The sequence below is a fragment of the Pantoea sp. B566 genome, assembly GCF_024793925.1.
In the GTDB taxonomy this organism is placed as follows: Bacteria; Pseudomonadota; Gammaproteobacteria; order Enterobacterales; family Enterobacteriaceae; genus Pantoea; species Pantoea ananatis.
Map to the genome: position 1 here is coordinate 3,083,026 of NZ_JANUQL010000003.1, position 12,684 is coordinate 3,095,709.

General features: G+C 52.7%; 12 protein-coding genes. 7 read left to right on the top strand and 5 right to left on the bottom strand.

The window, feature by feature from the left end; all coding sequences use genetic code 11:
- Window positions 1-34: 34 nt before the first annotated feature.
- Both NYE92_RS16070 and NYE92_RS16075 read right to left on the bottom strand, forming a co-directional pair.
- Complete coding sequence (locus tag NYE92_RS16070) at window positions 35-628, bottom strand: DUF1349 domain-containing protein (RefSeq protein WP_014606936.1); 594 nt, start codon at window positions 626-628, stop codon at window positions 35-37.
- Window positions 629-703: 75 nt separating this feature from the next.
- Entirely contained in the window at window positions 704-1,222 is a 519-nt protein-coding gene (locus NYE92_RS16075; protein WP_105079517.1) for an isochorismatase family protein, read from the bottom strand.
- Between the two features lie 114 nt (window positions 1,223-1,336).
- Between NYE92_RS16075 and NYE92_RS16080 the strand changes: the two genes are divergently transcribed.
- Window positions 1,337-2,161, top strand: coding sequence for an AraC family transcriptional regulator (locus NYE92_RS16080; protein WP_126843279.1), 825 nt, complete (start codon window positions 1,337-1,339; stop codon window positions 2,159-2,161).
- A 1,496-nt stretch (window positions 2,162-3,657) separates the two neighbouring features.
- Here NYE92_RS16080 and NYE92_RS16085 read toward each other — a convergent pair.
- Window positions 3,658-4,053 (bottom strand): transposase, encoded by a 396-nt coding sequence (locus tag NYE92_RS16085; protein ID WP_014606933.1) that lies wholly within the window; start codon window positions 4,051-4,053, stop codon window positions 3,658-3,660.
- Window positions 4,054-4,575: 522 nt separating this feature from the next.
- On the opposite strand from NYE92_RS16085, the gene NYE92_RS16090 reads away from it, so the two are divergent.
- Window positions 4,576-5,832: a polysaccharide biosynthesis C-terminal domain-containing protein gene (locus NYE92_RS16090; RefSeq protein ID WP_105079519.1), complete on the top strand. Its 1,257-nt coding sequence runs from the start codon at window positions 4,576-4,578 to the stop codon at window positions 5,830-5,832.
- A gap of 8 nt (window positions 5,833-5,840) precedes the next feature.
- A complete protein-coding gene (locus NYE92_RS16095; RefSeq protein WP_041457442.1) occupies window positions 5,841-6,791 on the top strand; it encodes an ATP-grasp fold amidoligase family protein in 951 nt (316 codons plus the stop codon).
- A gap of 52 nt (window positions 6,792-6,843) precedes the next feature.
- On the opposite strand, the gene NYE92_RS16100 is transcribed toward NYE92_RS16095, so the two are convergent.
- Window positions 6,844-7,125, bottom strand: coding sequence for a YjcB family protein (locus NYE92_RS16100; protein ID WP_014606931.1), 282 nt, complete (start codon window positions 7,123-7,125; stop codon window positions 6,844-6,846).
- Between the two features lie 245 nt (window positions 7,126-7,370).
- Window positions 7,371-7,796 carry a superoxide response transcriptional regulator SoxS gene (gene soxS, locus NYE92_RS16105; RefSeq protein WP_013024181.1) on the bottom strand — a complete coding sequence of 142 codons (426 nt, stop codon included), beginning with the start codon at window positions 7,794-7,796 and terminating at the stop codon, window positions 7,371-7,373.
- Between the two features lie 164 nt (window positions 7,797-7,960).
- Between soxS and soxR the strand changes: the two genes are divergently transcribed.
- The 4 genes from soxR (at window position 7,961) to NYE92_RS16125 (ending at window position 12,635) form a co-directional block, all read left to right on the top strand.
- A complete protein-coding gene (gene soxR, locus NYE92_RS16110) occupies window positions 7,961-8,446 on the top strand; it encodes a redox-sensitive transcriptional activator SoxR (protein WP_013024182.1) in 486 nt (161 codons plus the stop codon).
- Between the two features lie 39 nt (window positions 8,447-8,485).
- Window positions 8,486-9,151, top strand: coding sequence for a glutathione S-transferase family protein (locus NYE92_RS16115; protein WP_015701255.1), 666 nt, complete (start codon window positions 8,486-8,488; stop codon window positions 9,149-9,151).
- Between the two features lie 337 nt (window positions 9,152-9,488).
- Window positions 9,489-10,838, top strand: coding sequence for an NCS2 family permease (locus NYE92_RS16120; protein WP_105079520.1), 1,350 nt, complete (start codon window positions 9,489-9,491; stop codon window positions 10,836-10,838).
- A 144-nt stretch (window positions 10,839-10,982) separates the two neighbouring features.
- Window positions 10,983-12,635, top strand: a complete 1,653-nt coding sequence (locus tag NYE92_RS16125; RefSeq protein ID WP_105079521.1) for a Na+/H+ antiporter — start codon at window positions 10,983-10,985, stop codon at window positions 12,633-12,635.
- Window positions 12,636-12,684 lie beyond the last annotated feature (49 nt).

A 12,684-nucleotide genomic window follows, 5' to 3' on the forward strand; every position in this document is an offset into this window, starting at 1 on the left:
CTGCCTTGATTTTGCCGCGGTGACAGCCTGGCTTTTAGCTCAGGTCGTGCAGTGCCTTATCCAGCGGCGGGCTCAGTGAGATGTCCTCAAACGCAACGGCCAGGCCAGCGCGTTCTGGCGTGCAGCACATGACGCCAACGTTAACGCGGCCCGGCGGGAAGGGGCACAAACGCAGCAGCGGCCAGCATTGCCCGTCGGTTGAATACTGCAGTCTCAGGCTGTCGCCTTTGCGCGTCAGCCTCAACCAGAATGCGCGCGCATCGCCGGGAAAGATGCCCGTGGCCCAGTCAGACTGACCAAGCGTCAGGACGCTGCCGATAGCGGGCGCACCATCATTATATTCAATGCCCGCTTTCAACCAGTGCTGCGCATCGCGCATCAGCATCAGTCCGGCCTGATCGTACAGCGTCGTAAAGTCGGCACGAATCTTGACCTGGAAAGTAAAATCCTCCTGCACCGCCCTGGCGAAGATATGCCCGGAAAAGCGTTCAAATCCATACCAGGTTTGGTGCCAGAAATCCGTTTTTTCGTCGGTAACCACGTGCAGGATACCGTTCTGATGCTGCCACCTTGCGGGTTCATTGATCCAGGAAAAAGAGTCGAGCACGGCGCCTCCAGAATAAACCATTAATCACAGCCTTAGCGTTGAGGATAGTCGGCTAAGAAGACGTGTGCCGATCAAACCACGTTGAGCGGACAGGCCTCAGTGCCATTCGGCCAGCAGGGTGGCGGTATCGACAACGCGCGGCACGTTACCGGGCATGCTAAGGGCTGCCCAGACTTCATTATGCTGACCAATTAACTGCTCAGCGTTGGCATAGGTCCTGTCGGCAGTGGTGTGCGCGTCGGCGGCCACGGTGATGCGATACCCTAAGCCTGCTCCGACTTTGAGCGTGGTATCAACACAGTAGTCGGTGGCACAGCCACAAATCACGAAGTCAGTGATAGCTAAGGTGGCCAGCAGCGAAGCCAGGGTTGTCTGCCAGAAACTGTCGCAGGCGGTTTTGGTAACGTAATACGCATTCTGGGGCTGTTCAATTTCGGGTAGCAGCGCAAAAGCATGGGTGCCCTCAATCATCTTCCCTTCGCGATGCTGAATAAACAGTGTAATGTCAGCCTGTCTGATCAGTCGGTTGATCTGCGCCACTCGCCCGGCGCGATCGAAACGCGGCGATTCAAACACGCCATTTTGCATATCAACGACCATGACTACGCGCTGCATAATTGCTCCCGGTGAGTGTGCCTGTGAAGCAGTGTTACCTAATCGACAGAGGATAACAATCTGCAGTTTGGGTGCGGTGCAGAAGACCTTGTTGCAGGAATAAGGAGAGGTGAGGTGGAGGGCATTCCAGCCGTATTTCCCGGTGAAAAAGATCGCGCACAGTTTAAGCAATCGCCAGACCTGCCAGGTGTGGAGCTTTATCAGGCGCACATCTCTCATTACGCCTTTGAGCCGCATACGCACGAAGCGTTTGGCATAGGCACCATTGAGGCGGGAGCACAACGTTTTCGCTATCGCGGTACGCAGTACATCGCGCCCGCGCATTCGCTGGTGATGATGAATCCCGATGAGCTGCATACCGGTGAATCGGCCTGCGAAGACGGCTGGCGCTATCAGATGATTTATATTCAGCCGCAGTTGATGGACGAACTCAGTGGCGATCGCGGCTGGTGGTTTGATGAGGCGCTCAGAACGGATGTGCGTCTGGCACAACCTTTATCGCAACTCCTCTCGGCGCTGTGGCAGGCCGATACGGCACTGGCACGCGACAGTTTATTATCTGAACTGCTGCTGTATATGCGCCCGCTGGCGCGAATGTCCTCACCGCGTAAAGCTGAAGCCCGACACCGTTTCGATGACGTGCGCGACTACCTGCGCGCCAATCTGGCTGAACCGCTCAGACTGGAGACGCTGGCCGCGTTAGCCTCGTTGTCGCCCTGGCACTTTTTACGGGCCTTCCGAGATCGTTTTCACGTTACGCCTCAGCAAATGTTAATGGCTTACCGACTGTATGAGGCCAAACAGAAGCTGGCTCAGGGTGAGGCCATTGCCAGCGTGGCTGCCGCCGTGGGCTTAACGGATCAGGCTCATCTGACGCGCGCGTTTGCCCATCGTTATGGCATCACGCCGGGGCGCTATCAAAAACAGATAAACCCATAACCACTCAGGCGTTTATGAGGCGACTGCTGGCGCTGATTTGTGTGCGCTGAACAGTGGCCAGTTGGCCTGGCGATAGCCCGTCGTTATAGCATCACGCCGGGCCGCTATCAAAAACAGATAAACCCAAAACCACGCAGGCGTTTATGAGGCGACTGCTGGCGCTGATTTGTGTGCGCTGAATAGTGGCCAGCTGGCCTGGCAATGGCCCGTCGTTATGGCATCACGTCGGGCCGCTATCAAAAACAGATAAACCCATAACCACTCAGGCGTTTATGAGGCGACTGCTGGCGCTGATTTGAGTGTGCTGAACAGTGGTCAGTTGGCCTGCTACTGGGGCCTCATTTCGCTCCGCTGATGTGAATCATGCCGCCTTTCCTGTGAGGGAACACAGCCAGCGCTTATCGCTGTTGTTGATGAGGCCTCCCTCCGTTTTTGCCATCCTCGCCGGGCCGTTGTGGACATTGGTCTGGACTCAATACGGGCAACCTGTCTTCACATTAGTCGCTGTTTTTTTGCCTGGCTTCTGGCCTGTTCTGGACGATGCGATTTAAACCTCAGCCACGCGGTACTGCCATCAACATTCGATAAGCCTTGCCCCTGATAATTGATAATTACCCGGTGTGATATTCACGCTTTTTCGGATTATGCCTGACTCAGGCACGGCAAAATAACGCGGTAATCGCGCTTTTCTCACCCTGTAACTGGCCTTTATCTGTTATATGCGCCGCGCGCTCTGCAAAAAAATGTGATCCCCGTAGGGCGTTACCACGTGCTGCCGGGTGCATTTTGAACAAAAAACAGACAGTTTTGTCCGGGGCACGACCGTCATTCGCCCTAAAAAGAGGAGAATGTGAGCCTGATGTTTAGGCTGGCCGCCAAATTTTATGTGTAACCAGCACGCAGCGTTGCCGTTTGGTTAAGATAAATCCCTATAAAAAACCACCCTTTACTTCAGCAGTGTCTAATTAAATCGCTCGTTCATCCCGCTTCGCTTTTATTTAATGTTTAACGATGGGCATCAATAGTACAGGATATGTGCTATTGGCTGCTGAAAGTGATAAGTATCAATAAACTGTTTATCTGAGATTATTCTGGCCTGTTTTTATCTTTTTATGCTGACAACGATCGCGGCGAGATTGGAAAAAATTCCCAAGGCCAGCGGTGGCTAAAAAAAGCACTTTATAAACCGACTTAACATTACCCTTGCTGAACAAAGAGGCCAGTGGATATTCGATTCTTTTAGGGAGGCTAATGAAAAAAAGAGGGGCGCCAATCTCACCGAAATGAGATTTGGCGTATAAAAGTGGCGTAGATAGAGAGACTTTTGCTGTTGTGAATCAATTTTACCGCAAAAAAGGAAGCGTAACCGCAAATCCATTCATTAATTACGGACTGGGCGAAGCGCACCACCATAAATGTCCTGTTAAATGCTCTTCATCTCTTCTGGTAAGAACAAATCTCAGCGATGTCGCCATTATAAAGCCGTTGTCTCACTATTAGCGGTTATCTGAACCGGCAGGGTAATGATAAACGCTACGGCTAATATCCAGTAAACGGCAGCTGCGCCGGGTTCCTACATCAAAAGTGCTCTGTAAGAAGTTGACCGCCTGACGTTTTTCGTTGGTGGTGAAGAAATTCTTCAATACGCTCTGTAGCATTTCCTTATCCGCGTTCAGCGCTTGCAGTTCGCGTGTCAGAAACTGTACTTTTTCTTCCAGTTCTTTGATTTTTCTGCCTTCTTCCGAGGATAGCCCAGAGAACTTCTTCTTCCAGCTGTAGAAGGTTGCCTCAGAGATGCCCAGCTCTTCACAAATCTCTTTAACCTTAACGCCCGATTCAGAAGCTTTAATGGCATTTGTGATTTGATCTTCGCTATATCGTGACTTTCTCATAAATGCTCTTACCTTTCTTATCAATTAATGGATGAGAATTACTTTATTAACCTTTGGTACTGTATGATTTCATTGAGTGCCGTATTTAAATACGGACGTTAAATTGCGAGGGTTAAATTAAGATATTTAGAATAAATATCATCATGGGATAAATCTTATTTTATTCTTATCGGGATGTCGCGCCTTCCTGGTATGGGGTTTTTGATATAAATTCATCGCATCCCAAAGATAAAAAATGACTGTAAATTTGATATTCAAAGCCGCCTGACCTGTTTTATTCAGGGAGGATGGTTTTTGGAAACATTATTGGTTTCAATTTGAAATCGTTTCCAGTAGAGGGTATTCGGTCCAGATATAATCAGAATTCTCCTGAATTCTCCCGATAAAATAAGACTGGATTCTCATTTTCGCGCCGGACTGGCGCGATGTTTATAATTTCGCTATGAAATTTAAGCGCTTATTAATTCGTCCCAGGGATGGGCACCGAAGTGGTAGATGTAGAGTAATACTAAGGAACAGTCGATGAAATTGAGCGTAATGTCTAATGCCGCCTGGATGATGTCTGAAAAGATTATCTCCGTCTTTGGCGTCATTTTCGTGACGTCATATGTGGCAAAATCCTTCGGTCCGACCCTATTTGGTCAGATGGCATTTTCAACGTCATTATTTGCTATGGTGCAAACCATAGCCCTCTTTGGCACTGAAACAATTTTGTTTAAACGTGTCAGCAAAAATGCGGCCAAAGGTTTACGTTTAATGCGCATCGCACGCACGTTGCGCATGGGTTTATTACTTCTCACCTCAGGGCCAGTATTAATTTGGGTTTGGTACAACATGCAGGAGAACTTCCTGGCATTTGCACTGGCCTCTTTTGTTGCGTCTGTTTTTGTCACACAGGACACCTTTAGCGTTTACAACAATGCACGATTGGCGTCAAAGCTGAATACCGTGGCGAATGCGATTGGCATGCTGATGAGTTTTGCCCTGAGCTTTATCATTGCCTGGCTGCGTCTCAATCCATTGTGGCTAACGCTTTCGGTTATCACGGTCACGCTGGTGCCTTACGCCATCAAACGTTACACCTTTTATCAGGCACATCAGGACCAGCTTCCGCCGCGCGAGACGCGAACACTGTATTTGCGTTACCTGATGTATGCCGGATTGCCTCTGGCGATTTCCAGCATTTTTATCTCTGTCCAGGTAAAAGCCGCGCAGATGTTTTTGGCTGGCATCGCATCGGCCCAGGAGCTTGGCTTGTTTGCCGCAGCCAATACCATCGCCGCCTCGTGGATTTTTATTCCCGTCGCACTCATCACCTCGTGCTTTAGCGAAATTTTTCGCGCGCGCGGTGAGGAAGCGATCAGGCTGACGGCGCGGCTCCATGGCTACGTGATGGCCGTGTCTTTGCTGATGTTGCTGATCGTCGCACTGTTCGGTGAACAGATAATCATCGCGCTGTATGGCCCAGCGTTTACCCAGTCAGGCAATCTCATCACCCTGCTGTCGATAGCGACCAGCTTTTCGGCGCTGGGCACCGTCGCGTATCGCTACATGGTAAAGGAAGGGGGCTTTGATTATTTACTGAAGAAAATCATTTGTCTGGTGATCATCAGTATGCCGCTTTCCTGGTGGCTGATTCAGGGCTATGGCATTACAGGAGCCGCATGGAGCGTTTTTCTATCAGAGCTCCTGTCCCTGACCGTCATGAATTATTTCTTTAAACACGGCGTGATTCAAAAAATCCAGGTTTCCTCACTCAACTACAAAACCTACAAATGAGGTCAAATATGCTCAAGTTAAAACACGAGCTCAGAAGAAGTTTGCAATACTTCATCAAGAAGATGCCCTGGACTTATCAGGACCGGATTTATTATTTCCGTAAGTTCAGAAGGCTCCCCAACCTGCGTGAGCCCAAGGTGTTCAATGAAAAAGTGCTGTATCGCAAGTTCATTCATGGTGACTATCAGCTCTATGCCCGCCTGTCTGACAAGTTTTCGGTGCGTGAGTTTATTGCTGAGAAGATCGGCAATGAATATCTGATACCGCTGCTTCATGACACGACCGATCCCACCACGTTGAACAATCTGACGCGTTGGAAGGGAACGGTGATCAAACCGAATCATGCGTCAAACATGGTCGAGATCGTGCTGGAGGAACCTAACGCACTCCGGAAGCAGCAAATCATTCATAACTGCTACACGTGGTTAAAGACTGACTTCGCCAACGAAGCGCGTGAGATTCACTATCGCTACATCAAGCCACGTATTCTGGTTGAGCAATACATCGGTGATGGCAAAAGTGCCCCGGTTGACTACAAGTTCCACATGTTTAATAAGCGCGATGGCAACTTTGAGTATGTGCTTCAGGTCATTTACAACCGCTGTCAGCCTCAGCTCTCAATGAATTTTTATGTGAACAACCTGAGTGAGGCGTTCCATAAAATTCGCGATACCGGGCTGGACGTTTCGACGGTGATGCCATCGTTACAACAGGCCCTGGCGTTAAGCAAAACGCTGGCCAGCGACTTCGACTATGTCCGTGTTGACTGGTATATCCATGATGAACACATTTATTTTGGCGAGCTGACGTTCACGCCAGGCGCAGGCATGGTGACGGGTCTGGATGGCGGGCTGGATAAGATGATGGGTGAAATGTGGATTCAGGATCGTCGCGGAACGCAGAGGCCGGACGTAGAAATACAGGACGTTGCCATTCCTGTTATGTTGAAGAAAATTTGACGCTACACAGCAATATAAAAAACCCCGCTTTGCGGGGTTTTTTATGGGTTTATCAGGGCATTTGCCAGTTAGCGGGCGCTCGACTCATCACGTCGATAAAGACATCTTTAGAGACGCTAAAGAAATGGTGCACGTTTTCCATACTCAACGTGATGCCCATCAAGCCGGTCACGAACCAGCACGACATCCCAACGCCTACGCTGCCACAGAGAAACGCCATGACGTGATGACTGTCCTGGCGGAGACGGGTTTTTAGCGTGCTGGCAAAGAACATCATTATCGCGCTAAGCAATTCCCAGCGCATAACAAGAAAACTGGTGGTTAAAGTCGCCATCAATTTTGACCTCAAAATCGGAGATTACGCCTGACTGTCTGCGAACATCACGTCGGCGGAAAAGTCTGTCAGGTCGGGCTCTTTCGTCGGCAACAAGTGTCATAATGTGATGTGGGTCACACTATATCATCCGATTTCTGATTTTTGTACAAAATTTGTCTGATCTGGCAGCAGAAAAAGAGGGCGCTTACGACAAGGTTGGGGCACTAAATGCGGCGTGCGCCTGGGCAGGCGCACGGAGCGCGTCAGCTAACCGGACAGCATTCTCCCGTTGTCCGCTGGGTAAAGCTGGTCATCGTGTCGCTGCAGTCAAAGCGCATCAAACGCGGACGCTGGATGGCCTGGCGGCGCATCGCGTGGCGATAAGCCGTGGGCGTTTGTGAAAACTGGCGACGAAAAACGCGTGAGAATGTCTGTTGCGAGTCATAGCCATATTGCATCGCAATATCAAACACCGGCCGCTGCGTTTGTCGCAGCGCTTCAGCGGCCAGCGTCAGGCGGCGTTCGCGAATATAGCCACCCAACGTCTGTTTCGTCACGCTACGGAACATACGTTGCAGATGCCATTTCGAATAGCCTGATTTGGCGGCGACTTCGTCAATTGACAGGCTCTTATCCAGGTTTTGGTCAATCCAGTGCGTCAGTGAATGAATGATCTCTTCTTGTATCATGGCCTCATCCTTCTGGTGAATTTCCCCTTAGCGTTCATGCGGAATTGACAGGCTTTCGGCGATAAAACCGGGTCCGCCCGCTGGCGCATGACATCATAAGGGAAGGTGTCGTTCTGATGGGAAAAGAGTATAATTCCTCAAGTTAACTTGAGGTAAAGTGCCAAATGAAAAAAGATCGCAATTACCCAAAACCCGTGCTGACACCGGGCGAAGTGGCGCGCCGAAGCGGCGTCGCCGTTTCTGCACTGCACTTTTATGAAAGCAAAGGGCTGATTTTCAGCACCCGCAATAGCGGAAACCAGCGGCGTTACAGCCGTGATGTGCTGCGACGGGTGGCCATTATTAAAATTGCACAGCGCATTGGTATTCCGCTCGCCAGCGTCAGTGACAGTCTTGAGAACATGCCGGCAGATAAGCGGATGTCTGCTCAGGAATGGGGCAATCTGACGCAGCACTGGCGCGACGAACTGGATAAGCGCATCGAAACGCTGACGCGCCTGCGTAACGATCTGGATGGCTGCATTGGCTGTGGGTGTTTATCAATGCGTGACTGCCCGCTGCGCAACCCTGGCGACCTGCTGGGCCAGCAGGGCTCTGGCGCGGTATTGCTCGATCCTGAGCAGGATGGTTCCCTGCATAAGACAAGGTGACGTCTATACTTGCAGCATATTCACTCACAGGGAACCATGATGATCACCGTTCACCATCTTGAACAATCGCGCTCTCACCGGGTGCTGTGGATGCTGGAAGAGCTGGAAGTGCCTTACCAGGTCAAGCGCTACCAGCGCGAACCCACGATGCTGGCGCCGGACGCTTTAAAAAAAGTGCATCCGTTAGGGAAGTCGCCCGTGATCACCGATGGCAATCGCGTGGTGGCCGAGTCCGGTGCCATCCTTGAGTATCTGGAAGAAAGATACGACAGCGAAAAACGGCTGCAGCTCACTGATGAAGAGGCGCAGCTACAGGCGCGTTACTGGCTGCACTATGCGGAAGGTTCACTGATGCCGCTGCTGGTGATGAAGCTGGTTTTTGGCCGCCTTGGCAGCGCGCCGGTGCCCTGGTTGCTTCGCCCCGTGGGCGCGGCGCTGGGCAAAGGCGTTCAGAAAGCCTGGCTGGATAAACAACTCAAATTGCACAAGCAGGTCATTGAAGCTCACCTTTCAACACAGCCGTGGTTCGCGGGTCAGCGCTTCAGCATTGCGGATGTGCAGATGAGTTTCCCTATTCTGGCGCTGAGCCAGCGCGCCGGACTGAAAGATGCCCCCGCTACGCAAAGATGGTTAACGACCGTGCAACAGCGCGCGGCCTGGCAGCGCGCTATTCAACAAGGCGGTGAGATTAACCTTTCTGGCTGATGCACGTTGCCCGATGACGCCGACCGGCGTCATTCTTGCCTGCCTTCTCGTGATTGACGCCTTATCCTGACGGACAGAATGTTAAATGATGGTATCAAGAGCATTCCTGATGTTATCAACCTGATCTTTATAGTCACCAATCCTCACTCAGCGGTTGAAAAACGGCGGTTAAACGCCGGATAATCTGCCCCCTTTAAACGGGGCAGCGTGACGTCCCGTTCTGTGCGGCGAAGTAAACGTTTGCCTTTTGCCGGCTACCCGCTGGCGATGACAGGTTTCCAGGGACGTCAGGGCCGTTACCGCACGATCCCACTACAACAATTTTTGAGGCTCAACTATGTCAATTGAATCACGCCCGTCCGGTGGAAAGCTGGATGCCTGGTTCGCCATCTCGGCCCGTGGCAGCAGCGTGCGACAGGAAATTGTCGCCGGGCTGACTACGTTCCTCGCCATGGTTTATTCAGTGATCGTGGTGCCCGGCATGCTCAGTAAGGCGGGATTTTCACCCACGGCGGTGTTCGTTGCGACCTGTCTGGTGGCGAGCGTGGGATCGATCATCATGGGGCTGTGGGCGAATTTACCCATGGCAATTGGCTGTGCTATCTCACTGACGGCGTTTACCGCTTTCAGCCTTGTGCTGGGTCAGCACATTAGCGTACCCGTGGCGCTGGGTGCCGTGTTCCTGATGGGCCTGCTCTTTACCCTGATTTCCACCACCGGGATTCGCGCCTGGATCTTACGCAATCTGCCAATGGGGGTTGCGCACGGAACGGGCGTCGGCATTGGTCTGTTTTTGCTGCTGATTGCGGCAGACAACGTGGGACTGGTCGTCAGAAATCCGGCCTCAGGGTTACCCGTTGCCCTGGGCCAGTTTACGTCGTTCCCCGTCATGATGTCATTGCTGGGGCTGGCCGCCATTTTTGGCCTGGAAAAACGCCGCGTGCCTGGCGGTATTTTACTGACCGTTATCGCGATTTCTGCTCTGGGGCTGGTGTTCGACCCGGCCGTGCGCTGGCAGGGACTGTTTGCCCTGCCCAGCCTGCGTGATGCGCAGGGTGAGTCACAGCTCTTTAGCCTGGACATCATGGGCGCCTTGCAGCCTGCGGTGCTGCCCAGCGTGCTGGCGCTAGTGATGACGGCGGTCTTTGATGCCACCGGCACGATCCGCGCGGTTGCGGGCCAGGCCAATCTGCTGGATAAAGACGGGCAGATCATCAACGGTGGTCGGGCGCTGACCACGGATTCCGTCAGTAGCCTGTTTGCCGGCCTTGTCGGTGCTTCGCCTGCGGCAGTCTACATTGAGTCTGCCGCCGGTACGGCGGCGGGCGGTAAAACCGGCCTGACGGCGATCGTTGTGGGTCTCCTGTTCCTGGTCATTCTGTTCATGTCGCCGATCGCATACCTGGTGCCGGCTTACGCCACCGCGCCAGCGTTGATGTATGTCGGCCTGTTGATGCTGAGCAACGTGGCCAAGATCGATTTCGGTGACTTCGTTGATGCCATGTCCGGCCTGCTCACGGCGGTGATTATCGTGCTGACCTGTAACATCGTTACCGGCATTATGATGGGGTTCGCCACTCTGGTGGTGGGCCGTATGTTTGCGGGCGAGTGGCGTAAGCTCAACGTGGGCACTGTCGTGATTGCCGCCGCGTTAGTCGCCTTTTATGCCGGAGGCTGGGCGATCTGACTGTCAAACCGGACGTTCAGCGGAGCGTCCGGAATTATCCGCTTTTTGGTCTTTTAAGCACGGCTTGCTTTTCCTGCCCTGGCCAGTTTGTTTTACACTTTTAACTTATAGTTGATTCGAAGATAACAACCGCCTAAGGAAAGCATGGAAATCTTTTTTACTATTTTAATTATGACACTGGTGGTGTCGCTCTCCGGGGTCGCCGCACGTATCTTGCCTTTTCAAATCCCGCTACCGCTGGTGCAGATCGCCGTCGGTGCGCTACTGGCCTGGCCTAACTTCGGCCTGCATGTGGATTTTGATCCGGAACTGTTCCTCGTCTTATTTATTCCGCCGCTGTTATTTGCTGACGGCTGGAAAACGCCGGTTAGCGAGTTTCTGCATTACGGGCGGGAAATTCTTGGCCTGGCGCTGGTGCTGGTGCTGATTACCGTCGTCGGAATTGGCTATCTGATTTACTGGACGGTTCCCGGTATTCCTCTTATCCCTGCTTTCGCCCTGGCGGCAGTGTTATCACCTACCGATGCCGTGGCGCTTTCAGGCATTGTCGGCGAAGGCCGCATTCCTAAGAAAATTATGGGAATACTTCAGGGCGAAGCCTTGATGAACGATGCCTCTGGCCTGGTTTCACTGAAATTTGCCGTCGCGGTGGCGATGGGCACCATGGTGTTTAGTTGGGGCGGTGCCAGCGTCGAATTCCTGAAAGTGGCGGTCGGCGGCTTAATTGCCGGTGTTGCGGTCTGCTGGCTCTACGGTAAGTCACTGCGTGTCCTGAACCGCTGGAGCGGTGGGGACGATGCTGCCACACAGATTGTCCTGCTGCTGCTGCTGCCGTTTGCCTCTTATCTGATTGCAGAACACCTGGGCGTTTCCGGCATTTTAGCCGCCGTCGCGGCCGGGATGACCATCACGCGCTCCGGTATTATCCGTCAGGCCCCGCTGACCATGCGACTGCGCGCCAACAGCGTCTGGCACATGCTGGAGTTTGTGTTTAACGGCATGGTGTTCCTGATGCTGGGCCTGCAATTGCCCTCTATCCTGGAAAATTCCATTCAACAGGCGAACGCGGATCCCAACGTGGATATCTGGATGATCTTTGCAGATATCGCATTGGTCTATGCGGCGTTAATGGTGGTGCGTTTCGGCTGGCTGTGGATCATGCAGCGTTTCAGCAAGCGCCTGTTAAAAAACAAGCCGTTAGTTTTCTCCAGCTACTCTTTGCGCGAACTGCTGATTGCCTCTTTTGCGGGCGTGCGCGGGGCCATCACCCTGGCGGGTGTCCTGTCGATTCCCCTGTTCCTGAGCAACGGCAATCCTTTCCCGGCGCGCTATGAGCTGGTGTTTATCGCAACCGGCGTGATTCTGTTCTCGTTACTGGTTGGCGTCATTGTTCTGCCGGTGCTGCTGCGCGGCGTCGAGACGATGGATAAGAGTGCCCATCGGCACGAACTTCAGCATGCAAGAGCGGTGATGGCCGGTGTGGCTATCGATAGTCTGCAAAAGATGGAGGCACGGCTCGAAAAGGAAACCGACGAAAATATCGATCCTGAGCTGCTGAAAGAGGTCAGCCTGCGTGTCATCGGCAACCTGCGTCGCCGTGCGGAGGGGAAAAACGACCTCGAGCACGCGCTGTTTGCCGAGAACCTGGAACGTCGCTTCCGTTTGAACGCACTGCGTGCCGAACGTGCCGAAGTGTATCACCTGCGTGCCACCCAGCAGATATCCAACGAAACGATGCAAAAATTGTTGCACGATCTGGACCTGCTGGAAGCGCTTCTGATCGAGAAAGAAGAGTAAACTCCCTGTTGCGCCGCGCCCGCCCGGTCACCTGCGTTCTGCGACGGCC

Bases quoted from the DNA above. Each gene is read 5' to 3' on its own strand.
- soxR (WP_013024182.1), top strand. From the start codon at position 7,961: ATGAAAAAAGATCGCAATTACCCAAAACCCGTGCTGACACCGGGCGAA.
- NYE92_RS16090 (WP_105079519.1), top strand. From the start codon at position 4,576: ATGAAATTGAGCGTAATGTCTAATGCCGCCTGGATGATGTCTGAAAAG.
- NYE92_RS16085 (WP_014606933.1), bottom strand. From the start codon at position 4,053: ATGAGAAAGTCACGATATAGCGAAGATCAAATCACAAATGCCATTAAA.
- NYE92_RS16095 (WP_041457442.1), top strand. From the start codon at position 5,841: ATGCTCAAGTTAAAACACGAGCTCAGAAGAAGTTTGCAATACTTCATC.
- NYE92_RS16115 (WP_015701255.1), top strand. From the start codon at position 8,486: ATGATCACCGTTCACCATCTTGAACAATCGCGCTCTCACCGGGTGCTG.
- NYE92_RS16070 (WP_014606936.1), bottom strand. From the start codon at position 628: ATGGTTTATTCTGGAGGCGCCGTGCTCGACTCTTTTTCCTGGATCAAT.
- NYE92_RS16120 (WP_105079520.1), top strand. From the start codon at position 9,489: ATGTCAATTGAATCACGCCCGTCCGGTGGAAAGCTGGATGCCTGGTTC.
- NYE92_RS16075 (WP_105079517.1), bottom strand. From the start codon at position 1,222: ATGCAGCGCGTAGTCATGGTCGTTGATATGCAAAATGGCGTGTTTGAA.
- soxS (WP_013024181.1), bottom strand. From the start codon at position 7,796: ATGATACAAGAAGAGATCATTCATTCACTGACGCACTGGATTGACCAA.
- NYE92_RS16100 (WP_014606931.1), bottom strand. From the start codon at position 7,125: ATGGCGACTTTAACCACCAGTTTTCTTGTTATGCGCTGGGAATTGCTT.
- NYE92_RS16125 (WP_105079521.1), top strand. From the start codon at position 10,983: ATGGAAATCTTTTTTACTATTTTAATTATGACACTGGTGGTGTCGCTC.